The organism is Amycolatopsis sp. N2S4-7, from assembly GCF_058119595.1.
This window is the reverse complement of sequence record NZ_CP172299.1, coordinates 3,220,260-3,245,865: the sequence shown is the minus strand read 5'-3', so window position 1 is coordinate 3,245,865 and position 25,606 is coordinate 3,220,260. Positions and strand designations below refer to the sequence as shown.

Here is a 25,606-nt window from a genome sequence, read left to right as displayed (position 1 = left end):
GGTGTGTTCGGGATTCCCGTGAATTGCCGCCGGAATGATCCGGCACCGTGTCGGATCGTCGCCGAAGGGGAATCAGCCGAGCACGAACGGCAGCCGCCCGGTCAGGTCTCCCAGTGCCGCCGCTTCGGCTTCGGTCGGCGCGCGGCGGCCCGTCGCCACCAGCAGGACGTCGGTGTCCGAGAACGACGACGGGAACCCCGTCCCCGCGATCTTCTCCAGCGTCTCCCGCGTGCGCGCCAGCCCGTCGGCAGGCGGCGAGGCGGCAGCGGGCAGGTGGGCCACCAGGTCCAGGTGGTGCAGGGTCCACTCCAGCACGTACGCGGAGAGGTAGTCGCCCGCTGTGAGCACCATGTCCTGGGTCGCCACCCGCATCCCCGGATCGGCCAGGCCGGCCGCGCGCCCGGCGGCCGAACCGACGTCGTCGAGGTGGAACTTCAGCAGCGCCGGGTCCTCGTACGCCGCCGCCAGGCGGACGATCAGCGCGTCCAGCGGGTCTTCGCCGGTGGGTGGCTCGGAGCCGACCGCCCAGTACGACACCGCGTCGTGGGTGGGCGCGGCCGAAGCCGGCGTCACCAGGGTGATCAGGACGTCCTGCGCGTCGATGACCAGGTGGCACACCAGGTCCCGGACCAGCCAGCCCCGGCAGCCGGACGGCCGCGCGAAGTCGTCGTCGGACAGGCCGGCGACCGCGGCGCGCAACGCCGCCCACGTGCGCGAGAAGAGATCCACCCGGGGGAAGCTAGCAGGGTCACAGCCGCAGCTGCAGCTGAGTAAGGATGCGCTGCGCCGGATCCTCGAAGTCCACTCCGGACACTTCGGCGGCCCGGCGGACGCGGTACCGCACCGTGTTCGGGTGGATGTTCAGCGCCCGCGCCGCCGCCCGGACGTCGCCGAACGCGTCGAGCCACGCCAGCACCGCCGGAACGAGGATGCCGCCGTGCTCGGTGTCGTGCTCGGTGAGCGCCGTCAGCCGCGGATCGCGGATGCGCGGCTGCCCGCCCAGGAACGCCAGCACCTCCGACAGCAGCACCTCGGCGCGGACGTCGGCCAGCGAAGCGACGTCCGACGGCCAGTGCCCGCGGGCCATCGCCGCCAGGACGCGGTCGGCGTCGCCGCGGGACACGGCCGCGTCGGACAGGCGGGGCACGACGCCGCCGAGGGCCGCGCGCACCGGGGCGTCCAGGTGCCGCCGCGCGGCACCGGCGATCTCGCGCGCCAGCGCCAGCACCGCCGCGTCCGAGTGCTCGGGCAGGTCCGGCAGCAGCGCGTAGACGCGGCCGCCGATCACGCTCACCAGCGCGCTGCGGCGGTAGGCCGCGGTGTGCACGGCGATCAGGTGCACGAGCTCGGCGCGCCGCAACTGCCGGTTGTCCGAGCGCTCCAGCGAGAACGCCAGGACCTGGGCCGGGCGCGCCGGGTCGGCGCCGATGTCGTCCGCGACGGATTCCGCGTCCAGCCGGCCTTCCAGCAGGCTCGCGAGGAGGTCTTCGCGCAGGCGTAGTTCGGGGCTGGGCAGCGTCCGGGCGCGGATCAGCTGCGGGGCGAGGGCGCGGCTGGCGCCGAGCAGAGCCGTCTCGGCCCGTTCGGTGAGCGGCTGCGCGCCTTCCTGGACCCAGATCGTGCCGAGCGGCTGCTTGCCGGCGTGGATGCCCGCCGCGATGCGACGGCGGATGCCGAGTTCGGGCCGCTCGTCGATCCGCACGATCCCTTCCCCGGCGCGAAGGCGCTGGTAGACGCCCCATTCGCGCAGCATCGCGAGGTAGCGTTCCGGGCCTTCGCGGCCGAGGATCGACAGCCGCCGCAGCTCGTCGACCTCGTCGCCGGCCCGCGAGTACGCGAGCACGCGGTTCGCCGTGTCCTCGATGCTGACCAGTCCGCCGGTGAGCGTCGCGATGGTCTGGGCCAGGGCGAACAGGTCGCCGAGCACCTCGCCGCTGGCCGCCTCGCCGCCCACGCGGGCCGCTTCGACGACCCCGCGCGCCAGGGACTCCACCTGCTCCCAGCGCGCTTCGGCGCCGACGGTGAGCAGCGCGACGCCGGCGTCGGCGGCGACGTCGGCGCCCGTCGCGCCCTTGACCGCCACCGCGGCCGCCCCGCCGCGCCCGGCCGCGCGGATCGCGGGCGCCGCCGCCCGGCCGCGCGCGCCGATCACCAGCACGAGGTCGCCGGGGGAAGCTTCGAGGGGGTCTTCCGGGTCGAGGATCACGACGTCGGTGACCGGGACGCCCAGGCCGTGCGGTGCCACGACGACCTCGACGAGCGGCTCGCCGAGCGTCGCCAGCACGTGCCGCAGCGACGTCTCGGTGCTCACGAGGGCGTTATCCGATCGGACAAGAACATACGAGCGATTTTAGCCGCTTGGACAAGCCGCCGGAGTGTGTCCGGAGTTACCGTTCGGGGCATCCAGACGTAGCAGGACAGGCAGAGGAGCCGCCGTGGACGCCGTGACCCAGACCCCCGCCCCGAAGAACGAGCCGGTGCTCACGTACGCGCCGGGCAGCGCTGAGCGCGCGGAACTCGAGGGTGCGCTCAAGCGGCTGGGCCAGGCGGAACCCGTCGACCTGACGGTCACCGTCGGGGGCGAGCAGCGCCTCGGCGGCGGCGAGAAGATCGAGGTCGTCCAGCCGCACAACCACCGGCACGTCCTCGGCACCATCCACAGCGCCACCCAGCAGGACGCCACCGACGCCATCGCGGCCGCCGCGAAGGCCGCGCCGGAGTGGCGCGCGCTGTCCTACGACGACCGCGCCGCGATCCTGCTGCGCGCCGCCGACCTGCTCACCGGCAAGTGGCGCGCCACCCTGAACGCCGCCACCATGCTGGGCCAGTCCAAGACCGCGACCCAGGCCGAGATCGACGCCGCCTGCGAGCTCGCCGACTTCTGGCGCTTCAACGTCGAGTTCGGCCGCCGCGTCCTCGCCGAGCAGCCGATCAGCTCGCCGGGCGTGTGGAACCGGATGGAGCACCGGCCCCTCGAGGGCTTCGTCTACGCGATCACGCCGTTCAACTTCACCGCGATCGCCGGCAACCTGCCCACCGCGCCCGCGCTGATGGGCAACACCGTGCTGTGGAAGCCGTCGCCGACGCAGTCGTTCGCGGCGCACCTGACCATGCGGCTGCTCGAAGAGGCGGGCATGCCGCCGGGTGTCATCAACCTGCTGCCGGGCGACGGCAAGGCCGTCTCCGAGGTCGCCCTGACCCACCGCGACCTGGCCGGCATCCACTTCACCGGCTCGACCGCGACGTTCCAGCACCTGTGGGGCACGGTCGGCGCGAACATCGCCGGCTACCGCGGCTACCCGCGGCTGGTCGGCGAGACCGGCGGCAAGGACTTCGTGCTCGCGCACGCCTCCGCCGACGTCGACGTCCTGCGCACGGCCCTGGTCCGCGGCGCTTTCGAGTACCAGGGCCAGAAGTGCTCCGCCGCTTCGCGCGCGTACGTCCCGCGCAGCCTCTGGAACCAGCTGAAGGACGGCCTCGTCGCCGAGACCGAGGCGCTGTCCTACGGCGACGTCACGGACTTCTCGCACTTCGGCGGCGCGGTGATCGACCGGCGCGCGTTCACCAAGCACAGCGAGCTGTTCGACCGCGTGGCCGGAGATGCGTCGGTGGAGGTCCTGACGGGCGGCACGGCCGACGACACCGACGGCTTCTTCGTCCAGCCGACCATCCTCGTGTCGGACAACCCGAAGCACGAGATCTTCAGCACCGAGTACTTCGGCCCGATCCTGTCGGTCCACGTCTACGAGGACGGCGGCTTCGACGACGTCCTGAAGCTGATCGACGAGACCGCCGCGTACGCCCTGACCGGCGCGGTGATCGCGAACGACCGCACCGCCGTGGCGAAGGCGTCCGAGGCGCTGAAGTTCGCCGCGGGCAACTTCTACGTCAACGACAAGCCGACCGGCGCCGTCGTCGGCCAGCAGCCGTTCGGCGGGGCGCGGGCCTCCGGCACCAACGACAAGGCCGGATCGATCTTCAACCTGCAGCGCTGGACCAGCCCGCGCTCGGTCAAGGAGACCTTCGTGCCGCCGACCTCCGTGCGCTACCCGCACCAGGGCTGAGAGGGAGACCGTCATGTTGCGTGCCCCGTTGCTCGCCGCCGCCCGGTCGAAGGGCATCCGGCGGCTCGTCGAGGCCGTGCCCGCCACGCGGTCCGTGGTGCGCCGGTTCGTGGCCGGGTCCGACGCCGCCGACGCCGTCCGCGTCGCCAGGGAACTGGCCGCGGACGGGCGCCGGATCACCCTCGACCACCTGGGTGAGGACACCACCGACGCCGCGCAGGCGTCGGCGACCGTCGCGGCCTACGAAGCCGTGCTGACCGCGCTGGCCGCGGAAGGCCTGGCTTCGGGGGCGGATGTCTCGGTGAAGCTGTCCGCGGTGGGGCAGTTCCTGCCGTCGGACGGCGAAGACGTCGCCCTGGAGAACGCGCGGAAGATCTGCGCGGCGGCCGAGGCGGTCGGCGCCACCGTGACGCTCGACATGGAGGACCACACCACCACGGACTCGACGCTCGGCATCCTGCGCGAGCTGCGCGGCGAGTACCCGTGGGTCGGCGCGGTGCTGCAGGCCTACCTGCGGCGCACCGAGCAGGACTGCCGGGAGCTGGCCGGGCCCGGCTCCCGCGTCCGGCTGTGCAAGGGCGCCTACGCCGAGCCGGAGTCGGTGGCGTTCCAGGAGAAGTCCGAAGTGGACAAGTCCTACGTCCGCTGCCTGCGCGTCCTGATGGCGGGTGCCGGGTACCCGATGGTCGCCTCGCACGACCCGCGGATGATCGAGATCGCCGCCGCGCTGGCCGAGGAGCACGGCCGGAAGGACGACGACCACGAGTTCCAGATGCTCTACGGCATCCGGCCGGAGGAGCAGGCGCGGATCGCGGCGTCGGGCTCGCGGATGCGCGTCTACGTGCCCTACGGCGACGAGTGGTACGGCTACTTCATGCGCCGGCTCGCCGAGCGCCCGGCGAACCTGGCGTTCTTCCTGCGCGGACTCGCGACTCGCTCCTGAACACGACGAAGGCCGCCCCGCGGGGCGGCCTTCGTCGTGTGGTGGTGGTCAGGCCTGTTCGGCCTCGGCTTCGGCGGCCTTGCGCTTGACCTCGTCCATGTCGACGTCGCGAGCCTGCTTGATGAGCTCTTCGAGCGCCGGCTCGGGCAGCGCGCCGGGCTGGGCGTAGATCAGCGTCTTGTCGCGGATGATGGCCAGCGTCGGGATGGAGCGGACGTCGAAGGCGGCCGCGAGCTGCTGCTGCGCTTCGGTGTCGACGCTCGCGAACACGATGTCGCCGTGCTTCTCGGACGCCTTCTCGTAGACCGGCGCGAATTGGCGGCACGGCCCGCACCAGCTCGCCCAGAAGTCGATCAGGACGAACTCGTTGTCGTTTACCGTCTGGTCGAAGTTCTCGGCGGTCAGCTCAACGGTGCTCATGCCCAGGTCAACGAACCGGGTGCGGCGGGAATTCCCGGGGCCGGGGTAGCGTCTGCACAGGCGCACCCGTGACGAGGAGGAACAGATGGCCGACGGCGAAATCCTGGGCCGGATCGACGAGCTGATCGCGGAGGAGCACGAGCTCCGGTCGCGGTCGGTCGGCGTGGGGCTGAGCGGCGGCGACAAGGATCGCCTCACCGCGGTCGAGCAGCAGCTCGACCAGTGCTGGGACCTGCTCCGGCAGCGGCGCGCGAAAACGGAGTTCCACGAGAACCCGGACGAAGCCGCCGCCCGCCCGGTCTCCGAAGTCGAGTCCTACCGCCAGTAACCCGCACCTCGCGTGATCGAACACGCAACTCGCGTGATCGAGCGCGGATCTCGCGTGATCGGGCGGGCATCACGCGTGATTGAGGGGGCATCGCGCTGATGCCCCTCCCAGCACGCGAGATGCCCCTCTGATCACGCGACTTACGCGCTCGATCACGCGAAATCCGGCTCGGATCGCGGGTTACGCGGGGCAGAGGGTGCCGTCGGCGGGGATCTTGCCGTCGGTGAGGAAGGCGCGGGCCGCGTCGGTGACGCAGGGTGACGCGCCGACCGCGCCGTGGCCCGCGCCCTGCCACGTGATGGTCACCGCCGACGGCATCTGGTCGGCCGCGCGGGTGCTGCCCACCTGGGGCGTGACCGGGTCGGCCGCCGTGGCCGCCACCAGGATCGGGGGCGCGCCGGGCGCGCCCGGGGCCGGCAGCGGCTCGGTGCGCACCGGCCACGGGCCGCACCAGGCCAGCTGCTGGGCGACAACCGCGCCGAACTGCGGGTACTTCGCCCGCATCCCCGCCACGACCTGGTCGAGCTGGTCGGCCGAGAGCCGCGTCTGGCTGTCGTTGCAGCGGGTCGCGATGGTCGCGTCGATCCGCGACGGCTGGGCGCGCGTGTCGCGCAGCACCGGCGCGGCGAACGCCGTCAGCGGGCCGATGTTCCCGGCGCGGGCCGCGGCGATCGCGTCGGCCAGCTCGGGCCACCGCGAACGCTGCGAAAGCCCCGAATAGACGGCGAACATCGCGATCCCCGGGCCGAACGCGACGCCCTCGTCGGTCCTCGGCGGGGTGCGCCGCAGCTGGTCGGTGAGCGTGGACAGCGCCGCCTTCGGGTCGCCCAGGGCGCAGCCGCGCGATGCGCAGTCCGTGGCGAAGGCGTCCAACGTGGACTGGGCGCCGGCGGCGACCGCGTCGAGCACCGCCGCGGTGTCCGCGCCCGGGTCGGGGACGCCGTCGAGGACCATGCGGCCGACCTGGCCGGGGAAGCGCACGGCGTACTCGGCCAGCACCTTCGAGCCGTCGCCGCGGCCGAGCGCGGTCAGCCGCTCCATGCCCAGCTGCTTGCGCAGCTCGTCGAGGTCGCCCGCGGTCCGCCAGCTGTCCAGCGCGGTCTGGGAGTCGTCCAGTTCGATGGCGCACTGCTGACCGGCCTTGCGCGCGGCGTCCAGCACGTCCTGCAGGTCGCCCTGCGCCGGGTCGGCGTCGACGAGGTCGTGCCGGGTGTCGGGCGGCACGCACTGGGCGGCGCCCGAAAGCCCGGTACCGCGCCGGTCCAGGCCGATCAGCGAAAACTTCTCCAGGAACGCCGGCGGCAGGGTCGCGGCCAGCCGCGCGGCGTACACCGCGCCCGGTTCGCCGTCGACGTCGTTGACCACGACGAGCGGCACCGGCCCGCTGCCGACCTTCAGCGCCAGCAGCCGCACGACCGAGCGCCGCGGCTCGCCCGGCGCGTCGAGCGGCGCGGTGACGCGGGCGCAGGTGAAGTGGAGGCTGTCCGGGACGGCGGGGGTGCCGATCCGCTGCCGGGTGTCGTCGTCGCAGTCGGCCCACTTCAGCGTCGGCGACTGCGGTTCGCCCAGTGGCGGCAGCGGCACCGCCGGCGCGCCGGCCGGGGTGCCTGCGGTCGTCTTCCCGTCGTTCTCGACCAGCGCCGGGCGGACCGACGGCCCCGCGGCGCAGCCCGCGGCGGAGGCCAGGGCGAGCAGCGCGACCAGGAGACGGGAACGGCGGCGGCGCACGGGCGGGGTCCTCACGTCGATCAAGGGCAGCGTTCACCGCCGAGCTTCGCACGGCCGGTGTGGGACGAGGGTTAGCGGGTCCGGACCACCTGGCCGCGGAACACGGCGTCGAGGTCGTAGCGGGCCGGCTCGTCCAGCTGGCTGTAGTCGCACGACGCGGGTTCGCGGTCGGGCCGCCACCGCACGAACCGCGCGTTGTGCCGGAACCGCGACGGCATCCCGCCTTCGGTGTTCTCGTAGGCGACCTCGACGACGCGCTCGGGGCGCAGCGGCACCCATTCGTGCTCGGTGGCGCGCCAGCGGGTGATGCCGCCGGGGATGCGCTGGGCCTCGCCGGTGGCCCGCCTGCCCCACGGGTGGTCCTCGCCGTCGGTGATCAACGGCGCCAGCTCGGCGGCCAGCTCGCGACGGCGTTCCTTGGGGAACGACCCGACGGTGCCGACGTGGTGCAGCACGCCGTCGGCGTCGTGCAGGCCGAGCAGGAACGAGCCGACGAGGTCGCCGGGGCCGCCGTCGACGTGCCAGCGCAGCCCGGCCAGCACGCAGTCCGCGGTGCGGACGTGCTTGTACTTGAGCATCACGCGCTTGCCGGGGGTGTAGGGCTCGTCCAGGGGCTTGCCGATGACGCCGTCGAGGCCGGCGCCCTCGAACAGCTCGAACCAGTGCCGCGCGGTGTCCGGGTCCGTGGTGGCCGGGGTGAGCGGGAACCGGTCGCCGGCCAGCTCGGCCAGCCTCTCGCGGCGGACGGTCGTCGGCTCGTCGAGCAGCACCTCGTCGCCGAGGGCGAGGACGTCGAACGCGACGAACTCCGCGGGCTGCTCGGCCGCCAGGAGCGTGATGCGGCTTTCGGCGGGGTGGATCCGCTCGGTGAGCGCGTCGAAGTCCAGCCGGCCGCCGCGGGCGACGACGAGCTCGCCGTCCAGCACCACCTGCGGTGGCAGCGTCTCCAGCAGCCGCGCGACCGCCTCCGGGAAGTACCGGTTGAGCGGCTTTTCCGCGCGGGACTGCAGGTACAGCTCGTCGCCGTCGCGGAAGACGATGCAGCGGAAGCCGTCCCACTTCGGTTCGAACAGCAGGCCGCCGGAGTCCGGGATGGCCTTCGCGGGCTTGGCGAGCATCGGCTTCAGCGGCGGCTGCAGCGGTAGGGGCATGCCCGCATTCTGCGGAACATCCCCGCTCAGCGCACGCGTTTCGCCGGGCTCGTGTCGAGTTCGAGGCGGACGGCCGCGGGCAGCACGTCCAGGCCGAGCGACTCCCGCGCCCTGGTCAGCACGCGCGCGTCCAGCCCGGCCCAGACGCCCTTGAGGTCGGTGCCTTCGTGCAGCCACAGGGTGATGCGCAACGCGGGAGAAGTGCGCGAGCCGACCGCGCGGACGCGGGCCCGGCTGACGCCGTCGAGCTGCTCGGCGTCGGCCTGGACCGCGCCGGCGATCGCGGCCGCGGTGACGACGAGCTCGGCGCCCTCGGTGCGGTCGAGGTCCAGGTCGGGCCGCGGTTCCGGGCGCAGCGAGCGCAGGGCCCACCGCAGCCCGAGGACCAGCAGAAGGACGCCGAGCACGAGCGCGGCGATCCGCGCGGGGGTGGCGTGCCCGCCGAGCCAGCCGAGGGCGATCGGGTCCAGCAGCGGCCGCCGGCCGCGGAACTCGCCGAGCCAGCCGAAGCCGACCACCAGCGCGAGCGCCCCGCCGAGCAGGGCGAGCAGCCCGACGAGGAACGTCAGCGTGCGTTCGCCCGCGTAGGACCGGGAAAGCGCCTTCACGGCGGCGGACTTGCTCATCGGCGGTCCTTCGGCGAGTCGACGACGACGGTGACCTTCGGCCGCCGCGCGAGCGGGACGTCGTCGAGCAGCGCGGACACGGTTTCGAGCAGGCGCGGCCGCAGGGCGCTCTCGGTCTCCAGGGTGCTCTTCGCGCGGACGCGGATCCGCCGGGCGCTCGCGGTGACCGACGCCCCCGCGACGTTGTACTGGGCGCGCACGGCGAGCCCGACCAGCCGGGCCAGCGAGCGCGGCGACGTCGAGACGCTGACGTCGTCCGCCGGGTCGGTCAGCCGGACCGCGCGGTTCCCGGCGGCCAGCGCGCAGACCAGCAGCACCAGGCCGGCGGCGGCGAGGATCCCGGCACCGACGCGCACGGCGTAGGCGTCCCAGCCCAGCGACGCGAGCCCGGCCTGCCAGCGCGGCCACGGCACCAGCAGCGGCGCCGCACCCGGGCGCCACCAGTGCCAGCCGACCTCGCACGCGAGCAGCGCCCCGGCGGCCGCGAAGGCCAGGCCGAGCAGGGTCGACAGGACGCGGACGAACGGGCGCACGGCTACCGCACCCTCGGCGGCGCGTCCGGCAGCAGCGCCGACACCGTCACGGCGAGGGTCCGCACGCGGTAGCCGGTGAGCAGCTCCACCTCTTCGACGACCTTGGCGCGCACGTCGCCGACGACCTCGCGGACCGGCGCGGGGTAGCGCAGGGCGAGGTCCAGCGCCAGGTCGACGTCGTTGTCCAGGCCGCCGACCTTCGCCTTCGGCCCCTTCTTGCCGTCCCGCGTGGTGCCCGGCACCTGGTCGGCGGCGTGCTGGGCGACCTTGCGCACCACCGCGTGCGCGATGGTGAGGGTGCCTCGCTCGGCCGGTTCGGCGAGCTCCCGTGGCACGTCCAGCGCGCGGTTCACTTGTCGCGGCCCTTGCCGAAGAGCTCGCCGAGGTCGAGTTCGCCGTCGAGGACCCGGCCGGCGACCAGTCCGATGATCCCGACGGCCAGGGTCACCAGGAACGCGGTGAACCCCTGGGTCGCGGCCAGGCCGAGGATGAGGCCGGCCAGGAGCCCGGTCTGCGTTGCGTTCACATGTCCTCCCAGGACGGCTCGGAACGGTGAAGGGGGAAGCTTGCCCCGGCGGCGCGGTCAGCGCACCCGGGGCGGACGGCGGCGCCGCCGCCACCGCGCGAACACGGCGGCCACCCCGCGGCGGTGCGCCACGAAACCCACCGGCGCGTCGTAGCGGGAGTCCGAAGTGGACTCCGCGCGGAACCGGGCCAGCCCGGCGGCGAACTCGGCCGGGTCGCCGCCGGCGTCGGGGTGGTGCGTGCGGACGAACTCCCGGAAGGCCGCGCGGCCTTCCGGATCGTCGCGCCCGCGCCGCCCGGTCATTCCACGCGCGTCGATTCGGGCTCTTCCTCGCCCGGCAGGAAGATGTCGTTGACCGCGATGTTCACCTCGATCACCTCGAGCCCGGTGATCTGCTCGACCGCCGTGATGACGTTGCGCCGCACCGCGCGGGCGACGTCGGCGATGCGCGCGCCGTACTCGACGACGACGTCGAGGTCGATCGCGGTCTGCTTCTCGCCGACCTCCACCGACACACCGGTGGTGGTGACCGTGCCCGAGCCGGGGATCCGCTCGCGCAGGGCGCCGATCGCGCGCGACACCCCGCCGCCGCCCAGCGTGTGCACGCCGGCGACCTCCCGGGTGGCCAGGCCGGCGACCTTCTGCACGACCAGCGACGAGATCGTGGTGCGGCCGGCGGCGCCCTCCTCGTTGAGCGGGGTCACGGTGCCGGGGCTCTCGGTCCGTTCCGGATGCATGCGTGCGGGCTCCTCTCGCGGCGGTCTCTCGCCCCTACGATGCCCGGCCACGCCGAACCCTCACGCAAGGTCCCCCGATCGGGGGAACGCTCACCCGGGGTGGACGTCCACGACGTGCACGTTCACCGCCGTCGCCACCCCCAGCCGGCGGGACAGTTCGGCGGTGATCTCCCGGCGCAGCGCCTCGGCGGCCTCGCCGGCCGGGACGCCGAAGCGGACGGACACCAGCACCTGCACGACGTCGTCCTCGACCGCGACCGCCGAGATCCGCACGCCGTCGGGTGCCCGTTCGGTGGCGATGGCCCGGGCCAGCCGGAGGACGACCTGTTCGGTGACGCGCAGGCCGCCCTCGCCGCCGGGCACCTCGACGGCGGTCCGGCGGCTGCGCGCGACCGCCCGCAGGACGCGTTCGACCAGGCCGGGTGGGGTCGGCACCCGGCGTGCCGCCACCCGGCGCACGGCGTCCCAGCGGGGGTCCCGCTCGGGGTCCTCGTGCTCGGCCATCACCGCTCCCTCAACTCGGCGAGCAGCGCCACCCTGGCCCGGTGCAGCCGGGAACGCAAGGCGCCGACGTTCACGTCGAGCACTTCGGCGACCTCTTCGTAGCTCAGCCCCTCCAGTTCGCGCAGCACCAGCGGCACGCGCTGGGACACCTCCAGGCGGCCGATCGCGCGCAGCACCGCGTCGACCTCCTCGGCCCGCACGAACCGGCCCTCGGGGCCCGGTTCGGCCGCGGCGAGCAGTGCACTGTCCAGAGTGGACCGGCCGTCGGGTTCCGGCGCGTCCAGCGAGATCGTCGGACGGCGCCGGCGCAGCACGGCGAGCGCGCTGTTGGTGACCACGCGGTAGAGCCAGGTCGACACCGCGGATTCGTGCCGGAAGCCGGCGAGGGAGCGCCACACGGCGAGCCAGGACTCCTGCACGACGTCCTCGGCCTCGGCCGCGCTGCCGGTGATCCGCAGGGCGACGCGGTACATCCGGGGCGTGTGCCGCCGCACGAGCGCGCCGAACGCGGCGTCGTCGCCGGCCGCGGCCCGGCAGGCGAGCTCGGCGTCGTCGCTCACCCGGCGTCCCGCCGGTAGCGCAGGAGCGTGAAGCCGTCCTCGACGAGGATCGACGCGAGCGCGAGCCGGCGCGCCACGGCCTCGGGGCCGGCGGCGATCCGGGACGCCGTCCCGGCCACCAGCAGGGGAGCGACGGTCAGGCACAGCTGGTCGACGAGGCCGGCCTCGACGAGCCGGGCGAACAGCCGCGGGCCGCCTTCGCAGTCGACTCGGCGCAGGCCCCGTCCGGCGAGCAGGTCCAGGGCGCGGGGGACGTCGACGTCGTCGTCGCCGGCCCGCAGGATCTCCGCGCCGGTGCCCTCGAGGTGCCGCGTGTCGGCGGCTTCGGTGGTGATCACGATCGGGGGCACGGCCGTCTCGGTGAACAGCCGCGAGGCCGGGTCGAGGGCGGCGGTCCGGGTCACGACGGCGATCGGCGGGACGCCGGTGAAGCCGAGCCGGCGGCGGCGTTCCCGGCGTTTCGCGCTCGCGACGACCCCGCGGTAGTCCTCGGCGCGGGCGGTCCCGGCGCCGACCAGGATCACGTCGGCGAGGTCGCGGCCGAGCAGGAAGACCTTCCGGTCGGCGGCGTGCGAGAGACCGGCGGAGGTGGCGTCGACCTCGGCGGCGCCGTCGGCGGAGGCGACGAAGTTGACCTGCACCCAAGGCCGGTCGAGATCGGCCGGATAGGCGTAGATCTCTTCGAGGTCGACGTCACTCAGCTCGCCCGTCGCAAGGGGCCACACACTCCGCACGAGATCATCCCAACACGGGCGTGAACTGCGTCTCGACCGGGGACAGGCCCGCTCACCGGTACCCGGTCCGCCGATAGGCTCTGCGACCATGCCCGCGCACCTCACCGACCGCCGTCCCGAGCTGTCCGCCGACGAGCTGATCGGTGCGCTGGTGCCGCCGCCGCGCTTCGACGCCGTCCGGTTCGAGACCTACGTCCCCAACCCCGACGAGCCCAGCCAGGCCGCCGCGGTCGAGGCCTGCTCGGCGTTCGCCGCGAAGGTGGGCGCCCGGCGCGAGAAGAAGCGCTTCAAGCTCTTCGGCGGGTCCCCCGAACCGACCGGGCCGATGGGGCTCTACCTCGACGGCGGCTTCGGCGTCGGCAAGACCCACCTGCTCGCATCGACGTGGCACGCGGCGCCGTCGCCCAAGGCGTACGGCACCTTCGTCGAGCTGACCCACCTGGTCGGCGCGCTGGGCTTCGGCGAAGCCGTGCGGCGGCTGTCGGAGCACCGGGTCCTGGCCATCGACGAGTTCGAGCTCGACGACCCCGGCGACACCACCCTGGTCACCCGGCTGCTGCAGGAGGTCATGGACGCCGGGGTGTACGTCGCGGCGACGTCGAACACCCTGCCGGAGAAGCTGGGCGAGGGCCGGTTCGCCGCCGAGGACTTCCTGCGCGAGATCCAGACGGTGTCGGCCCGGTTCGGCGTCGTGCGCGTCGACGGTCCCGACTACCGCCACCGCGGCCTGCCGGACGCGCCGCCGCCGGTCGCGCCGGAGGTCCTCGAGGAGTCCGCCGCCACGCACGACGGGTCCACTGTGGACGACTTCGACGCGCTGTGCGCGCACCTGGCCGAGCTGCACCCGTCGCGCTACGGGCGGCTGCTGGACGGCGTCACCCGCGTGCACCTGCGCGGCGTCCACCCGGCGCCGGACCAGAACGTGGCCCTGCGGCTGGTCGCCTTCGCCGACCGGCTCTACGACCGGGCCATCCCGGTCGTCGTCTCCGGCGAACCGCTGCCGTCCCTGTTCACCGAGGAGATGGTCGACGGCGGCTACCGCAAGAAGTACCTGCGCGCGGTCAGCCGGCTGACGGCGCTGGCGCGGGACGCGGCACCGACCACGTGAGCAGGACGACGGCGATCGCGAAGAGCGTCCCGCCGACGACGTCGGTCAGGTAGTGGTACCCCATGCCGACCAGCCCGGCCGTCGCGGCGAACAGCGCCAGCGCGCCGAGCACGACGACGACCGTCCGGCGCGTGACGAGCACGAGCACGGTCAGCACCGCGACCAGGCTCACCGTGTGGCCGCTCGGGTAGACGAGGGTGCCGTTCTTCCACCGGTCGTACAGCGGTTTCAGCAGGAAGCTCGTCAGCAGGATCGCCAGGACCGGCGCGGCGAGCGCGAGGAGGGCGTCGGCCCGCCGCCCGGCGCGCAGGCACAGCACGACAGCGAGGACGCCCAGCGCGAGCACGACGTACGGCTCGGTCGGGAGCACCAGCACCCGCACCACGCCGGGGCTCAGGTGCGCCGTCCACCCGGCCGCTTCGGCGTCGACGGCGCCGGGCGTGGTCCCGCCCGCGAACGGCAGGCCCAGCAGCAGCGCGAGCAGGCCGCAGACCGCGGCCGGCACCCGGATCGTCCTCACCCGCGCGAGGGTAGTCGCGCCCCCGCGCCCCGGCGGGCGCGCCCGGTGCGTCACGATGCGAGCATGCGGGTGACAGTCGCCGGGGCCGGGATCATCGGGCTGAGCTGCGCGTACCGGCTGGCCGAGGCGGGGCACGAGGTCACGGTCGTCGCGGCGGCCCCGCCGGCGGAGACGACGTCGGCGATCGCGGGCGGGGTGCTGTACCCGCCGGTGCGCCGTCCGGACGAGCGGATCCCGCGGTGGACCGCGGCGACCCTCGCCGTGCTGCGCGAGCAGGAGGCGCCGGGGGTGCGCTTCCGCCGCGGGCGGGTGCTGCTCGCGCCGGGCGAGCCGGACCCGCAGTGGTTCCCGGCGATGGGCGACCCGGTCCGCGACGGCGACCGCCTGGAGTTCACGACGGCGCTGGTCGACACGCCGGTGTACCTGGCCTGGCTGCTCTCGCGGGTGGAATCGCTCGGCGTGCGCGTCGAGTACCGGTCGCTGTCGTCCCGGTCCTCGTTGTCCGGTCCCGGCCCCGTGGTCAACGCGGCGGGCCTGGGCGCGGGCCGCCTGGCGGGCGACGACTCGATGGTCCCGGTCGGCGGTCAGGTGGTGCACCTGGCGGACCCGGGCCTGACGGAGTTCGTGGTCGACGAGACGGGCCCGGGCGTGAGTTACGTCATCCCGCACGGCGGCCACGTCGTGTGCGGCGGCACGGAGGAACCGGGCCGCGGCGACACGGACCCGAACCCGGGCGTGACGGCGGACATCGTGCGCCGCTGCCGCGAACTGGAACCCCGCCTGGCGGGCGCGCAGGTGCTGCGGTCCCTGGTCGGGCTGCGCCCGTTCCGGCGCGAGGTGCGGCTGGAACGGGTCGGCGACGTCGTCCACTGCTACGGCCACGGCGGTTCGGGGATCACGCTGGCGTGGGGCTGCGCGGCTGACGTCGCCGCGTTGGTCACAGGGGGATGAGCTCGGTGATTCCGCGCTGCTTCAGGTAGTTGGCGTCCGAGGCGCGGCTCTGCAGCACGAACGCCACGCGCTTGCCCGCGTCGGCCAGCGCGAAGAACCGGTCGTTGCCCCGGGTCGGGTCCGCGTCGGGGATGACGATCGCGCTCGGCCGGGGTTCCGGGCGCGGCGGGGTGCGGTCGAACTCCGCGGCCAATTCCTTCAGCGCCTGCCCGGCCGGCTTCAGCCGGCGGTCGTTCGTGTACAGCCCCAGGTCGTACTCCAGGGGGTTCAGGTTCGGCACCAGCGCGGGGTTCACGTCGTGGGAGCACCACCACGTGAAGCCGAGGGTGTGGGCGCACGAAGCCGCGTTGCGGATCGAGCGGGACAGCCATTCGCCGTACCGCGGGCGGGTCGCGTCGCTGAAGTGGAGCGACGGCGCCGCGCCGTCCTCCTGGATCCAGCAGGGCCGCGCCGGGTCCGTCGCGTACGCCTGCGCCACCTGGATCAGCCGTTCCGCGTTGTGCGTGGCGAACGCGCTGAGCGGATCCGTCTTCAGCGTGCCGAAGAACGACGTCCACGGGTGGATCGCCACGACGTTCCCGGCGTCCGCCAGGGCCGTCCGCGTGAAGTAGCGGCCGTTGTCCCACGGCGCGCGGTCGCAGCCGACCGTGTGGGCCTTGCCCGGCGCGACGCTCTCCGCCGTCTCGCAGAGGGTCCGCGCCCAGGCGTCGGCCTGCTGCGGTGTCACGGGCAGCCCGGCGTAGGAGTCCCAGTAGTAGTACGGCTCGTTCGACAGGTCGAAGCCGAGGAACCGCGGGTGCCGGCCGATCCGCGCCGCCAGGGCCGTCAGCAGGGCGCGCTGGGCGTCGAGCGCCGCCGGGTCGGTGAACCAGTTGACCGGCTCCGGGGTGGTCTGCAGCCAGTTCGGCGTCCAGTAGCGGGCCGAGATGTGGCCGTTGAAGACCGTCACCTCGACGTCGAGACCGGCCGCGCCGGCGTAGGAGAGCAACTGCTCCAGCCGGTCGAGCTTCTCGCCGCTGACCAGGTGCGGCTCGGGCTGGAACGCCGACCACAGCAGCATGATCCGGATGTGGTCGAGCCCGAGCGCGGCGATGTCGTCGAGGTCGCGGCGCAGGTCGCGCTCGCGCCAGTCCTCCCACAGGTGGAACCAGCGGGTCGACGGCGTGTAGTTGACGCCCAGCCGGAACGCCCGTTTCCGGGCCGGCGCGGCGAGCGCCGGGGCCGCCGTCCCGGCCACCGCGGCCGCCACCGCACCCGTGAGCACCGACCGCCGCCTGAGATCCGCCACGTCGCCTCCCTCGCCGTCACCCGTTCACGAACATCTAGCACGGCGGGGAATTCGTTCTCCAGCGTTGACCGGCAACCTGTCCGGTCAGGTCGCCGAGAAGGCGGCGTGGTCGGCTTCGGTCAGATCGGCGTAGCGCACGGCATACGCCCCCAGCGCCTCGTCCAGCTCGGAGTCGTCGGCGAAGTAGCCGGCGAGGAGCTTCGGGTGCAGCGACCGCGTGTGGGCGCGGGCGAGCAGTGCCCCGGCCAGCCGGCCGTAGTCGTCGAGGTGGTCCTTCTCCAGCTCCGCCGGGTCGATGTCGCCCTTGAGGTTCCGGAACTGCCGGACGATGAACGGCACGCCGCCGATCGTGGTCCAGCCGAGCAGGATGTCCGTCTCGGCCTGCACGAGCCGGGCGCCGTCGACGATCCGGCGGCCTTCGTGCGCCGCCGCGGGCAGGTCCAGGTACGGCGCCAGCGCGGGCGCCTGGGCCTGCTTCACCTGCAGCACCAGGTCTTCGTCGTCGTTGCCGTGCAGCAGGGCGACGTAGCTGCGCAGCCCGACGCTGCCCGTGCCGACCACGCGGAAGGCGACGTCGGCGAGCCGGTAGCGGGCGATGAGCGAGCGCCGCGACTCGCGCAGGCTGTCCACATAGGACACCAGCCCGGCCGCCACGGCCTCCGCGGTCTTGTCGTCGACGTGCGTCAGCACGGGCGGGTCTTCGACGAACCGGTGCCGGGACAGGCCGGTCTCGTGGTCGTCGACGCGTTCGGTCCACTTCGCCACGACCTTCGCGCTGTCGTTCTTGCGGGCCTTCTCGGCGGCGTCGGCGAAGTCGTCGATCAGCTCGTCCGCCCGGGCCTTCGACAGCACCGACGAGTCCGGCAGGGCGTTCCAGCTCCGCAGGAACGGCAGGTCGGCCAGCGCGCGGATGGTCCGGCGGTAGGACTTCACGGCGTCTTCGGCGGCTTCGCGGCAGCCGGACTCGCCGATGCCGCCCTCGCGGCCGGCGAGCACGAGGCTCGCCGCGAGCCGCTTGAGGTCCCACTCCCACGGGCCCGGCACGGTCTCGTCGAAGTCGTTGATGTCCATCACGATCTGGCCTTCGGGGGTGCCGTAGAGCCCGAAGTTCGCCGCGTGCGCGTCCCCGCAGAGCTGCGCGGTCAGCCCGGAGTCCGGGGTCCCGGCGAGGTCGGCGCCCATCAGCCCGGCGGCCCCGCGGAAGAAGGTGAACGGCGAGGTCCGCATGCGTTCCCGCCGCAGCTCGGCCAGCTCGGGCAGCCGCCCGGCGTTGCTCGCGTCGAAGTACTGCTTCGCGCTCGGCCGGTCTTTCGCCGCGGCCTCGTGATCATGCGCGGTGGCGGGCGTCTTCTCCCGGAGCCGCTTCCCCCGCGCGTACAGCTCGGCCGGCGTGACGCTCGCGGCGCCGACGAGCGGCCGTTCCACCCAGTCCCCTGATCCCATACCGGGCACAACGTCCACCCGGGGGCAAACGCTCCCGAAAGCCGTGAAGGCCACCTTCCGGTGACCTTCACGGGCTTCGGGCGGGGTTGTATCCGGATGCCGCCGGGGCGGGAGGCTCACCCGGCGGCATCCGGTGGTTTCAGGGGCGGATGACCCCGGCGATCGCGTCGATGCCGCGGTCCAGCTCCTCGCGGGTGATCACCAGCGGCGGCGCCACGCGCAGGGTGCGCTCGTGCGTCTCCTTGCACAGCACGCCCCGCGCCGCCAGGGCCTGGGACGCCTCGCGGCCGGACGGGCCGCCCGGGGCGATGTCGATGCCCGCCCACAGTCCGCGGCCGCGGACTTCGGACAGCCCGTCGCCGATCAGCGCCGACAGGCGGGTGTGCAGGTGGGCGCCCAGCTCCGTGGCGCGCTGCTGGAACTCGCCGGTGGCCAGCAGGCGCACCACCGCGCGCCCGACCGCGCAGGCCAGGGGGTTGCCGCCGAACGTCGAGCCGTGCTCGCCCGGCTTCAGCACGCCCAGCACGTCGCGGCGGCCCACCACCGCGGACACCGGCAGGATGCCGCCGCCGAGGGCCTTGCCCAGCGTGTACACGTCCGCGCGGACGCCTTCGTGGTCCAGCGCCAGCACCGTGCCGGTGCGGGCCAGCCCGGACTGGATCTCGTCGGCGATCAGCAGCACGCCGTGTTCGTCGCACGCGGACCGGACCTCGGCGAAGTAGCCCTCCGGCGGCACGATGACGCCGGCCTCGCCCTGCACCGGCTCCAGGAGCACCGCGGCCGTGCGCGGGGTGATCGCGTCGCGCAGCGCGGCGGCGTCGCCGTACTTCACGGTGACGAAGCCCGGCGTGAACGGGCCGAAGTCGGCGCGTGCGGTTTCGTCGGTCGAGAACGACACGATCGTGGTCGTCCGGCCGTGGAAGTTGGAGCCGGCGACGATGATCTCGGCGGTGCCGTCCGGCACGCCCTTGACCCGGTGGGCCCACTTGCGGGCGATCTTGACCGCGGACTCGACGGCCTCGGCGCCGGAGTTCATCGGCAGCACCAGCTCGGTGCCGGTCAGCTCGGCCAGCTCGCGGCAGAACAGGCCCAGCTGGTCGTGGTGGAACGCCCGCGACGTCAGCGTGACGCGCCCGAGCTGCTCCACGGCGGCGGCGACCAGGTCCGGGTGGCGGTGACCGAAGTTCAGGGCCGAGTAGCCGGACAGGAAGTCCAGGTAGGAGCGGCCTTCGACGTCGGTCACCGAAGCGCCGGAGGCTTCGGCGATCACGACGGGCAGCGGGTGGTAGTTGTGCGTGCTCCACCGCTCGTCGAGCTCGATGAAGCTCGCGGCGGAGGGGGCGGCGGTCTCCCGGCCGGCGAACGTCGTCATACGTTCAGATTAGAGGCAGTACACGCAGAGTTCAGCCGGGAATCGTTGCTTTCACCCGTTGTTCGTTGCGCAATACCGAGCCTCGACCCCCGAAACGCTGCGCAGCCGTTGAGGGGGGCATTGGTAAGTCGTGACTGACGGTTCGTGGCGACTTACGGAAGCGACCAGCCGGCCGCGTTGGCCGACCCGTCGCGGCGTGCGATCGTCGAGGCGCTCCACGGGGGGCCGCGCGCGGACGGCCGCTGGTACGAGCGGACCGTCGACGGCGCCGACTGCGACTGGGGCGAGGTGCTCGTCCGGGAGCCGCCCGCCCGCCTGGTGCTGTCCTGGCGGATCGACGGCGACTGGCGGATCGACCCCGACCCCGCGAACGCCAGCACCCGCGCCGAGCTGGAGCACCGGGACTTCGAGCGGCACGGCGAAACCGGCGCGAAGGTCCGCGACGGCCTCTCGGGCGAAGGCGGGCACGGCGCCCTGCTGGACCTCTTCGCCGCGAAAGCCGCCGCCTGAGCGGGTAGCTTCACAGGATGGCGAAGAAGGACGACGGAAGCCGGGTCCGGGACGCGCTGCGCGTCGGCGGGGACCTGCCGGACCCGGGCTCGGCCCCGGTCGGGCCCGGCAAGAAGGCCAAGGCCCTCGCGAAGCTCGGCAGCGCGGGCGAGCGGTTGTCCACGCTGCAGGAGGCGCTCTACGCCGAGGGCGTCGGCGGCGGCCGGCGCAACGTCCTGCTGGTGCTGCAGGGCATGGACACCTCCGGCAAGGGCGGCACGGTGTCGCACGTGCTCGGCCTGGTGAACCCGATGGGCGTCCGGTACGCGGCGTTCAAGAAGCCGACCGCGGCCGAACAACGGCACGAGTTCCTGTGGCGGATCCGCAAGCAGCTGCCGGCGCCCGGTCAGATCGGCGTCTTCGACCGCTCGCACTACGAGGACATCCTGGTCCCGCGGGTCTCCGGCCTGCTCACCGCGGCCGAGCGGCGCCGCCGGTACGCCCAGCTCAACGCCTTCGAGGCGGAACTGACCGAGGCGGGCACCACCGTCGTCAAGGTGTTCCTCCACATCTCGCCGGAGGAGCAGCTCAAGCGCCTCAAGGCCCGGCTCGTCACGCCGGAGAAGCGCTGGAAGTACAACCCGGGCGACCTCGAAGCGCGCTCGCACTGGCCCGCCTACCAAGAGGCCTACGCCGACATCTTCAAGCGGACCTCGACCGCCCACGCACCCTGGTACGCGGTGCCCGCCGACCACAAGTGGTACCGCAACTGGGCGGTCGCCGAGCTGCTCATCGAAACGCTGGCGGAGCTGGCACCGCGCTTCCCCGAGCCGGACTACGACGCCGACGCGGAGCTGGCGAAGCTGACGGGTGTTGGCGTCCCGTCGTGACCGTCTGAAAGAGTGCGGACGTGACCGATGTCGACAACCTCCCGTTCCTCCGCAAACAGGCCCGTACCCAGCGCTTCACCCTCGGCGCGCCGAAGGAGTTCCGGGTCGCCCCGGACGGCTCCCGCGTGCTGTTCCTGCGCGCGGAGTCGGGGACCGACCCCCGGCACAGCCTCTGGTCGGCCGATCCGGCCACCGGCGCCGAGACGAAGCTCGTCGACGCCGCCGAGCTGCTGCCCGGCGAGGAGGAGCTGCCCGCCGAGGAGCGGGCGCGGCGCGAACGGGCCCGCGAGACCGGCGGCGGCGTCGTCCACTACGGCGTCGACGCGGGCTTCACCGTCGCGGCGTTCTCGCTCTCGGGCAAGCTCTACACCCTGGACCTCGTTTCGGGAGAGATCACCCTGCGCGTCGACGGCGCCGTGATCGACCCGCGGCCGAACCCCACCGGCACGCACGTGGCGTACGTGCAGAACCGGCGGCTGCACGTGCTGGAGCTGGCCACCGGCGACAACCGCGTGCTCGTCGAGGAGGACGGCGAGGACATCGCCTGGGGCCTGGCCGAGTTCATCGCCGCCGAGGAGATGGACCGCACCCGCGGCTACTGGTGGGCCCCGGACGGCCGCAGCGTCCTCGCCGAGCGGTCCGACCGCGGCCCGGTGCCGCGCTGGACCATCGCCGACCCCGCGAACCCGCAGCACCCGGCGAACGTCGTCGCCTACCCGGCCGCCGGCACCACGAACGCCCTCGTCTCGCTGGCCGTGCTCGGACTGGACGGCTCCCGCGTCGACGTCGAGCCGGGGGAGTGGGAGTACCTGGCCTCGGTGCACTGGTCGGCCGGCGGCGCACCGCTGCTGGCCGTGCAGCCCCGCGACCAGAAGCGGATGGACGTCCTCGCGCTCGACGTCGCCGACGGGTCGACGTCGGTCGTGCACACCGCCGCCGACCAGCACTGGATCGACATCGTCGGCGGCGTCCCGGCGTGGACCCCGGACGGGCGGCTCGTCACCGAGGGCATGGTCGACGGCGACCACCGGCTCTTCGTCGGCGGCGAGGCCGTCACCCCGGCCGGGCTGCAGCTGCGGGCCGTGCTCGACGTCGGTGCCGAGATCCTCTTCAGCGCCTCCGAGGACGACCCGACGCAGATCCACGTGTTCCGGACGGAAGGCGCTTCGGTGCGCCGCCTGTCCACTGTGGACGGCGTGCACGTCGGTGCCGGATCCGCCGCGGTCACCGTGCTTTCGTCGTGGAGCCTCGAGTACAGCGGCCCGCGCGTCTCGGTCCTGCGGGACGGCGCGCCGGTCGCGTCGATCACGACGTCCACTGTGGACCCGGAAGTCGTGCCCAACCTGACCTGGCTGACCCTGGGGGAGCGCGGCCTGCGCGCGGCGCTGCTCCTGCCGCGCGGCTACGAGCCGAGCGAGGGCAGGCTGCCGGTGCTGCTCGACCCGTACGGCGGGCCGCACGCGCAGCGCGTCCTGCAGAGCCGCAACGCCTTCCTGACGTCGCAGTGGCTGGCCGACCAGGGGTTCGCGGTGCTCGTCGCGGACGGCCGCGGCACGCCGGGCCGCGGCGCGGTGTGGGAGCGCGAGATCGCCGGCCGCCTCGCCGACGTCACGCTGCAGGACCAGGTGGACGCGCTGCAGGCGGCGGCTGCCCGGTTCCCGGAGCTGGACCCGGAACGGGTGGCGATCCGCGGCTGGTCCTACGGCGGCTACCTGTCGGCGCTGGCGGTGCTGCGGCGGCCGGACGTCTTCCACGCGGCGGTCGCGGGCGCGCCGGTCACCGACTGGTCGTTGTACGACACGCACTACACCGAGCGGTACCTGGGCAAGCCGCAGGACGAGGTCGAAAGCTACGCGCACAACTCGCTGATCGAGAGCGCGGGCGAGCTGAGCCGCGCGCTGCTGATCGTGCACGGGCTCGCCGACGACAACGTGTTCGTCGCGCACGCGCTGCGGCTGTCGTCGGCGTTGCTGGCGAAGGGCCGCCCGCACGTCTTCCTGCCGCTGGCGGGCGCCACCCACATGACGCCGCAGGCCGAAGAGGTCGCGGAGAACCTGATGCGCACGCAGGTGGACTGGCTGCTGCGCGAACTGTCCGCCGTGGAGAAGGAGACTGCGTGAGCGAGCTCGCGAGCGAACCAGCCAACACCGCGCCTTCGGCTTGTGCCGGGCCGAGCGTCAGGGAGGGCCGCGCATGAGCCGCTGGGGCCTGACGATCCCGCTGACCGGGGTGCCGCTGACGGCGCACCGCGAACTGGTCGAACAGCTGCCGGACCTGGGCTACACCGACGCGTGGACGGCGGAGACGGCGGGCACGGACGCGTTCACGCCGTTGGTCCTCGCCTCGCAGTGGGCGCCCCAGCTGCGCCTGGGCACGGCGATCGTGCCGGTGTACACGCGGGGCCCGGGTCTGCTGGCGATGCAGGCGGCGACGGTGGCGGAGCTGGCGCCCGGCCGGTTCGTGCTCGGCATCGGCGCGTCGTCCCCGGTGATCGTCTCCCAGTGGAACGCCGCGGCGTTCGAAGAGCCGTTCGCGCGGTCCCGGGACACGCTGCGGTTCCTGCGCACGGCGCTGGCGGGGGAGAAGGTCAGCGAGAAGTACGAGACGTTCGCCGTCTCGAAGTTCCGCCTGGAGCGCCCGGCCGACCCGCCGCCGTCGATCATGCTGGCGGCGCTGCGCCCGGGCATGCTGCGCCTCGCGGCGCGTGAGGCGGACGGCGCGATCACCAACTGGCTGGCGGCTTCGGACGTGCCTCGGGTGCGTTCCGTGGTGGGGCCGGACGTCGAACTGGCGGCCCGGATCTTCGTCTGCCCCACGGAGGACGCGGACGCGGCGCGCGGCCTGGGCCGGATGCTGATCTCGAGCTACCTGACGGTCCCGGTGTACGCGGCGTTCCACGAATGGCTGGGACGCGGGGAGGCGCTGGCGCCGATGCACGAGGCGTGGGCGGCCGGGGATCGGCAGAAGGCCAACCAGGTGATCCCGGACTCGGTCGTGGACGAACTGGTGATCCACGGGAGCGTCGAGTCGTGCCGGGAGCAGGTGCAGTCCTATGTGGACAACGGACTGACGACGCCGGTCATCGCCTTGCTGCCGACGGGCGGGGATCCCTTCGAGCAGGTGCGGGGACTGGCGCCGCGCTGATATTTCGTTGCCTTCCGCCGGGGCCGGGTGTTTCCTGGCCCCGGAGGAGGGCGGATGAGACGGAAGACGCCGCCGGAGAAGAAGCGGCTCAGCTACCTCAAGGACCGACGCGACGCCTACGGCGAGAACGACAAGTCGTCGCGCAAGAACCTGGCGCGCAGCAAGGCCTTCGCGCGCCGCGCCAACCGCGCGCGGGAAAGCCTGGCGTTGCGGGCGGCGACCGGCAACCCGGACGAGGTCCGCGCCGAAGCGGCCGAGCTGCGGCTGCTGGGGAAACGCCGCCGGGTGAAGCGCAAGTGGCCGGACATCCCGCTCGCCGAGTACGTGGAGGGGAAGGTCGACCGCCGCGCCGGGCGGGAAGGCGGCCGGGCCGGGCGGCTGGAGGAGGCGCTCGGCCGCGTGCAGCGGAGGCTGGGCCGTCCGGGCCGCTAGGGCAAGACCGCGGTCGCGAGGAGCAACCCGAGCGCTCCCGAAACCAGCCCCGCGATCACCGTCACGACCACGTTGAGCACCGCGTACAGCCGCGTCTTCTCCAGGAACAGCCGCACCGTCTCGTAACCGAACGTCGAGAACGTCGTCAACCCGCCGCAGAAACCCACCGCCACCAGGGACCGCACCGACGACGGCTCCGCGCCGTGCAGGAGCCAGCCGCTCAGGAACCCCAGGATGAACGAGCCGATCACGTTCACCGTCAGTGTTCCGAACGGGAACGGCGAGTCGCGCCACGCCTGCACCCGGCGGTCGGTCAGGTAGCGCAGCACCGAGCCCGCCGCTCCGCCGAGGGCCACCAGGACCGGCGTCACCCCGTCCGCCCCCCGTGGCGGACCACCTCGACCTGGTCGAGCGTCACCAGGCCTTCGCCGATCAGCTCGTCCAGCCGCGGCAGGAACGCCCGCAGCTTCTCCTCCGCGTCGATGATCACGACCACCACCGGCAGATCCTCCGACAGCGACAGGATCCGCGTCGTGTGGATCAGCGACGACGCGCCGTAGCCCTCGACCCCGCGCAGCACCGAGGCGCCCGCCAGCCCGGCGTCGCGCGCCCGCCGGACGATCTCGTGGTAGAGCGGCTTGTGGTGCCAGTGGTCGTCTTCGCCGAGGTAGATCGTCAGACGGGTGGCGGGTCCTTCCATCAGCGTCCCTTCCTCACCGCGCGCGTCGCCGTCAGGCCGGCGGTCACCGCGAGCAGGCACAGCACCACCGACGCGGACGCGTACGCCAAGGATCCCACGAGACGCCCGGTTGTCGCCGCGTCGAGGGTGTCGGTCACGAACGTGGAGAACGTCGTGAACCCGCCGAGGATCCCGACGCCGAGGAACGGCCGCAGGAGGTGGTGCGGCCGGGCGGTCGTGGTCAGGATCGCCATCAGGACACCGATGAAGAGGCAGCCGAGGACGTTGGTGAGCAGCGTCGCGACGGCGAACCCGCCCCGCGGGTGCGGGATCGCCACCGACAGGCCGTACCGGGCCAGGCTGCCCAGCGCGCCGCCGGCGCCGATCGCGAGCAGGACGTCCCACCGGGTCGCGGGCACGCTGATCACCTCCGGCG

31 protein-coding genes are annotated in these 25,606 nt (G+C 73.5%); 10 read left to right on the top strand and 21 right to left on the bottom strand.

The window, feature by feature from the left end:
* Positions 1 to 72: 72 nt before the first annotated feature.
* A complete protein-coding gene (locus ACH54P_RS15110) occupies positions 73 to 729 on the bottom strand; it encodes a maleylpyruvate isomerase N-terminal domain-containing protein (protein WP_489913108.1) in 657 nt (218 codons plus the stop codon).
* A 19-nt stretch (positions 730 to 748) separates the two neighbouring features.
* On the bottom strand, positions 749 to 2,311 hold the full coding sequence (locus ACH54P_RS15105) for a PucR family transcriptional regulator (RefSeq protein ID WP_489913106.1): 1,563 nt from the start codon (positions 2,309 to 2,311) through the stop codon (positions 749 to 751).
* Positions 2,312 to 2,435: 124 nt separating this feature from the next.
* On the opposite strand from ACH54P_RS15105, the gene pruA reads away from it, so the two are divergent.
* Together pruA and ACH54P_RS15095 are read left to right on the top strand one after the other, a co-directional pair.
* Positions 2,436 to 4,064, top strand: coding sequence for an L-glutamate gamma-semialdehyde dehydrogenase (pruA, locus tag ACH54P_RS15100; protein WP_489913104.1), 1,629 nt, complete (start codon positions 2,436 to 2,438; stop codon positions 4,062 to 4,064).
* A 13-nt stretch (positions 4,065 to 4,077) separates the two neighbouring features.
* Positions 4,078 to 5,007, top strand: coding sequence for a proline dehydrogenase family protein (locus ACH54P_RS15095; RefSeq protein WP_489913102.1), 930 nt, complete (start codon positions 4,078 to 4,080; stop codon positions 5,005 to 5,007).
* A 48-nt stretch (positions 5,008 to 5,055) separates the two neighbouring features.
* Here the strand turns inward: ACH54P_RS15095 and trxA are convergent, their stop codons facing one another.
* Positions 5,056 to 5,427 carry a thioredoxin gene (gene trxA, locus ACH54P_RS15090; RefSeq protein WP_489913100.1) on the bottom strand — a complete coding sequence of 124 codons (372 nt, stop codon included), beginning with the start codon at positions 5,425 to 5,427 and terminating at the stop codon, positions 5,056 to 5,058.
* A gap of 85 nt (positions 5,428 to 5,512) precedes the next feature.
* Here trxA and ACH54P_RS15085 point away from each other — a divergent pair, with 85 nt between their 5' ends.
* Positions 5,513 to 5,755 (top strand): DUF2630 family protein, encoded by a 243-nt coding sequence (locus tag ACH54P_RS15085; RefSeq protein WP_013224533.1) that lies wholly within the window; start codon positions 5,513 to 5,515, stop codon positions 5,753 to 5,755.
* 180 nt (positions 5,756 to 5,935) lie between these two features.
* Here ACH54P_RS15085 and ACH54P_RS15080 read toward each other — a convergent pair whose 3' ends face one another.
* The 11 genes from ACH54P_RS15080 to ACH54P_RS15030 form a co-directional block, all read right to left on the bottom strand.
* The gene (locus tag ACH54P_RS15080; protein WP_489916444.1) at positions 5,936 to 7,483 is read right to left on the bottom strand and encodes an alpha/beta hydrolase; all 1,548 of its coding nucleotides are present in this window, start codon (positions 7,481 to 7,483) and stop codon (positions 5,936 to 5,938) included.
* A 71-nt stretch (positions 7,484 to 7,554) separates the two neighbouring features.
* Entirely contained in the window at positions 7,555 to 8,634 is a 1,080-nt protein-coding gene (locus ACH54P_RS15075) for an ATP-dependent DNA ligase (RefSeq protein WP_489913098.1), read from the bottom strand.
* Positions 8,635 to 8,660: 26 nt separating this feature from the next.
* Positions 8,661 to 9,260, bottom strand: coding sequence for an alkaline shock response membrane anchor protein AmaP (locus tag ACH54P_RS15070; RefSeq protein ID WP_489913096.1), 600 nt, complete (start codon positions 9,258 to 9,260; stop codon positions 8,661 to 8,663).
* On the bottom strand, positions 9,257 to 9,793 hold the full coding sequence (locus ACH54P_RS15065) for a DUF6286 domain-containing protein (RefSeq protein ID WP_489913094.1): 537 nt from the start codon (positions 9,791 to 9,793) through the stop codon (positions 9,257 to 9,259). The genes ACH54P_RS15070 and ACH54P_RS15065 overlap by 4 nt, the downstream gene beginning before the upstream one ends.
* Before the next feature lie 2 nt (positions 9,794 to 9,795).
* A complete protein-coding gene (locus ACH54P_RS15060) occupies positions 9,796 to 10,146 on the bottom strand; it encodes an Asp23/Gls24 family envelope stress response protein (RefSeq protein WP_489913092.1) in 351 nt (116 codons plus the stop codon).
* Complete coding sequence (locus ACH54P_RS15055) at positions 10,143 to 10,319, bottom strand: hypothetical protein (protein ID WP_013224542.1); 177 nt, start codon at positions 10,317 to 10,319, stop codon at positions 10,143 to 10,145. The genes ACH54P_RS15060 and ACH54P_RS15055 overlap by 4 nt, the downstream gene beginning before the upstream one ends.
* A gap of 57 nt (positions 10,320 to 10,376) precedes the next feature.
* Positions 10,377 to 10,622 (bottom strand): hypothetical protein, encoded by a 246-nt coding sequence (locus ACH54P_RS15050; RefSeq protein WP_489913089.1) that lies wholly within the window; start codon positions 10,620 to 10,622, stop codon positions 10,377 to 10,379.
* Positions 10,619 to 11,056, bottom strand: a complete 438-nt coding sequence (locus tag ACH54P_RS15045; RefSeq protein WP_489913087.1) for an Asp23/Gls24 family envelope stress response protein — start codon at positions 11,054 to 11,056, stop codon at positions 10,619 to 10,621. Before ACH54P_RS15045 ends, ACH54P_RS15050 begins: the two co-directional genes overlap by 4 nt.
* Positions 11,057 to 11,146: 90 nt before the next feature.
* Entirely contained in the window at positions 11,147 to 11,560 is a 414-nt protein-coding gene (locus tag ACH54P_RS15040; RefSeq protein ID WP_489913085.1) for an Asp23/Gls24 family envelope stress response protein, read from the bottom strand.
* On the bottom strand, positions 11,560 to 12,120 hold the full coding sequence (locus tag ACH54P_RS15035; RefSeq protein ID WP_489913083.1) for an RNA polymerase sigma factor: 561 nt from the start codon (positions 12,118 to 12,120) through the stop codon (positions 11,560 to 11,562). The genes ACH54P_RS15040 and ACH54P_RS15035 overlap by 1 nt, the downstream gene beginning before the upstream one ends.
* Positions 12,117 to 12,854, bottom strand: coding sequence for a pyrimidine reductase family protein (locus ACH54P_RS15030; protein WP_489913081.1), 738 nt, complete (start codon positions 12,852 to 12,854; stop codon positions 12,117 to 12,119). The genes ACH54P_RS15035 and ACH54P_RS15030 overlap by 4 nt, the downstream gene beginning before the upstream one ends.
* Before the next feature lie 88 nt (positions 12,855 to 12,942).
* On the opposite strand from ACH54P_RS15030, the gene zapE reads away from it, so the two are divergent.
* Positions 12,943 to 13,962 (top strand): cell division protein ZapE, encoded by a 1,020-nt coding sequence (zapE, locus tag ACH54P_RS15025; RefSeq protein ID WP_489913079.1) that lies wholly within the window; start codon positions 12,943 to 12,945, stop codon positions 13,960 to 13,962.
* On the opposite strand, the gene ACH54P_RS15020 is transcribed toward zapE, so the two are convergent.
* Entirely contained in the window at positions 13,916 to 14,482 is a 567-nt protein-coding gene (locus tag ACH54P_RS15020; protein ID WP_489913077.1) for a phosphatase PAP2 family protein, read from the bottom strand. The two genes, zapE and ACH54P_RS15020, sit on opposite strands and share 47 nt — an antisense overlap.
* Before the next feature lie 63 nt (positions 14,483 to 14,545).
* On the opposite strand from ACH54P_RS15020, the gene ACH54P_RS15015 reads away from it, so the two are divergent.
* On the top strand, positions 14,546 to 15,433 hold the full coding sequence (locus ACH54P_RS15015) for an FAD-dependent oxidoreductase (RefSeq protein ID WP_489913075.1): 888 nt from the start codon (positions 14,546 to 14,548) through the stop codon (positions 15,431 to 15,433).
* On the opposite strand, the gene ACH54P_RS15010 is transcribed toward ACH54P_RS15015, so the two are convergent.
* From ACH54P_RS15010 to rocD, 3 genes are all read right to left on the bottom strand, one after another.
* Entirely contained in the window at positions 15,420 to 16,721 is a 1,302-nt protein-coding gene (locus ACH54P_RS15010) for a glycoside hydrolase 5 family protein (RefSeq protein ID WP_489913073.1), read from the bottom strand. The two genes, ACH54P_RS15015 and ACH54P_RS15010, sit on opposite strands and share 14 nt — an antisense overlap.
* A gap of 84 nt (positions 16,722 to 16,805) precedes the next feature.
* A complete protein-coding gene (locus ACH54P_RS15005; RefSeq protein WP_489913071.1) occupies positions 16,806 to 18,164 on the bottom strand; it encodes a DUF2252 domain-containing protein in 1,359 nt (452 codons plus the stop codon).
* Between the two features lie 139 nt (positions 18,165 to 18,303).
* Complete coding sequence (rocD, locus tag ACH54P_RS15000; protein WP_489913069.1) at positions 18,304 to 19,536, bottom strand: ornithine--oxo-acid transaminase; 1,233 nt, start codon at positions 19,534 to 19,536, stop codon at positions 18,304 to 18,306.
* A gap of 144 nt (positions 19,537 to 19,680) precedes the next feature.
* Here rocD and ACH54P_RS14995 point away from each other — a divergent pair, with 144 nt between their 5' ends.
* From ACH54P_RS14995 to ACH54P_RS14975, 5 genes are all read left to right on the top strand, one after another.
* Positions 19,681 to 20,046 (top strand): SRPBCC family protein, encoded by a 366-nt coding sequence (locus tag ACH54P_RS14995; protein ID WP_489913067.1) that lies wholly within the window; start codon positions 19,681 to 19,683, stop codon positions 20,044 to 20,046.
* 17 nt (positions 20,047 to 20,063) lie between these two features.
* Complete coding sequence (locus ACH54P_RS14990) at positions 20,064 to 20,915, top strand: PPK2 family polyphosphate kinase (protein WP_489913065.1); 852 nt, start codon at positions 20,064 to 20,066, stop codon at positions 20,913 to 20,915.
* A gap of 20 nt (positions 20,916 to 20,935) precedes the next feature.
* Positions 20,936 to 23,035 (top strand): S9 family peptidase, encoded by a 2,100-nt coding sequence (locus ACH54P_RS14985; protein ID WP_489913063.1) that lies wholly within the window; start codon positions 20,936 to 20,938, stop codon positions 23,033 to 23,035.
* A 73-nt stretch (positions 23,036 to 23,108) separates the two neighbouring features.
* On the top strand, positions 23,109 to 24,059 hold the full coding sequence (locus ACH54P_RS14980; RefSeq protein WP_489913061.1) for an LLM class F420-dependent oxidoreductase: 951 nt from the start codon (positions 23,109 to 23,111) through the stop codon (positions 24,057 to 24,059).
* Positions 24,060 to 24,113: 54 nt separating this feature from the next.
* Positions 24,114 to 24,491, top strand: a complete 378-nt coding sequence (locus ACH54P_RS14975; RefSeq protein WP_489913059.1) for a hypothetical protein — start codon at positions 24,114 to 24,116, stop codon at positions 24,489 to 24,491.
* Here the strand turns inward: ACH54P_RS14975 and crcB are convergent.
* From crcB to ACH54P_RS14960, 3 genes are read right to left on the bottom strand one after another with little or no spacing between them, the layout of a single operon-like run.
* Positions 24,488 to 24,862, bottom strand: coding sequence for a fluoride efflux transporter CrcB (gene crcB, locus ACH54P_RS14970; RefSeq protein ID WP_489913058.1), 375 nt, complete (start codon positions 24,860 to 24,862; stop codon positions 24,488 to 24,490). The genes ACH54P_RS14975 and crcB overlap by 4 nt on opposite strands.
* Positions 24,859 to 25,191 carry a DUF190 domain-containing protein gene (locus ACH54P_RS14965; RefSeq protein WP_489913056.1) on the bottom strand — a complete coding sequence of 111 codons (333 nt, stop codon included), beginning with the start codon at positions 25,189 to 25,191 and terminating at the stop codon, positions 24,859 to 24,861. Before ACH54P_RS14965 ends, crcB begins: the two co-directional genes overlap by 4 nt.
* Entirely contained in the window at positions 25,191 to 25,598 is a 408-nt protein-coding gene (locus ACH54P_RS14960) for a fluoride efflux transporter FluC (protein WP_489913054.1), read from the bottom strand. The genes ACH54P_RS14965 and ACH54P_RS14960 overlap by 1 nt, the downstream gene beginning before the upstream one ends.
* Positions 25,599 to 25,606 lie beyond the last annotated feature (8 nt).

What these genes read in the sequence shown, in the direction of transcription:
- ACH54P_RS14990 (WP_489913065.1), top strand. Translation starts at nt 20,064, where the DNA reads ATGGCGAAGAAGGACGACGGAAGCCGGGTCCGGGACGCGCTGCGCGTC.
- ACH54P_RS15075 (WP_489913098.1), bottom strand. Translation starts at nt 8,634, where the DNA reads ATGCCCCTACCGCTGCAGCCGCCGCTGAAGCCGATGCTCGCCAAGCCC.
- ACH54P_RS15070 (WP_489913096.1), bottom strand. Translation starts at nt 9,260, where the DNA reads ATGAGCAAGTCCGCCGCCGTGAAGGCGCTTTCCCGGTCCTACGCGGGC.
- ACH54P_RS15085 (WP_013224533.1), top strand. Translation starts at nt 5,513, where the DNA reads ATGGCCGACGGCGAAATCCTGGGCCGGATCGACGAGCTGATCGCGGAG.
- ACH54P_RS14965 (WP_489913056.1), bottom strand. Translation starts at nt 25,191, where the DNA reads ATGGAAGGACCCGCCACCCGTCTGACGATCTACCTCGGCGAAGACGAC.
- ACH54P_RS15040 (WP_489913085.1), bottom strand. Translation starts at nt 11,560, where the DNA reads ATGGCCGAGCACGAGGACCCCGAGCGGGACCCCCGCTGGGACGCCGTG.
- ACH54P_RS14980 (WP_489913061.1), top strand. Translation starts at nt 23,109, where the DNA reads ATGAGCCGCTGGGGCCTGACGATCCCGCTGACCGGGGTGCCGCTGACG.
- ACH54P_RS15015 (WP_489913075.1), top strand. Translation starts at nt 14,546, where the DNA reads ATGCGGGTGACAGTCGCCGGGGCCGGGATCATCGGGCTGAGCTGCGCG.
- ACH54P_RS15050 (WP_489913089.1), bottom strand. Translation starts at nt 10,622, where the DNA reads ATGACCGGGCGGCGCGGGCGCGACGATCCGGAAGGCCGCGCGGCCTTC.
- ACH54P_RS15005 (WP_489913071.1), bottom strand. Translation starts at nt 18,164, where the DNA reads ATGGGATCAGGGGACTGGGTGGAACGGCCGCTCGTCGGCGCCGCGAGC.
- zapE (WP_489913079.1), top strand. Translation starts at nt 12,943, where the DNA reads ATGCCCGCGCACCTCACCGACCGCCGTCCCGAGCTGTCCGCCGACGAG.
- rocD (WP_489913069.1), bottom strand. Translation starts at nt 19,536, where the DNA reads ATGACGACGTTCGCCGGCCGGGAGACCGCCGCCCCCTCCGCCGCGAGC.
- trxA (WP_489913100.1), bottom strand. Translation starts at nt 5,427, where the DNA reads ATGAGCACCGTTGAGCTGACCGCCGAGAACTTCGACCAGACGGTAAAC.
- ACH54P_RS15045 (WP_489913087.1), bottom strand. Translation starts at nt 11,056, where the DNA reads ATGCATCCGGAACGGACCGAGAGCCCCGGCACCGTGACCCCGCTCAAC.
- ACH54P_RS14975 (WP_489913059.1), top strand. Translation starts at nt 24,114, where the DNA reads ATGAGACGGAAGACGCCGCCGGAGAAGAAGCGGCTCAGCTACCTCAAG.
- ACH54P_RS15095 (WP_489913102.1), top strand. Translation starts at nt 4,078, where the DNA reads ATGTTGCGTGCCCCGTTGCTCGCCGCCGCCCGGTCGAAGGGCATCCGG.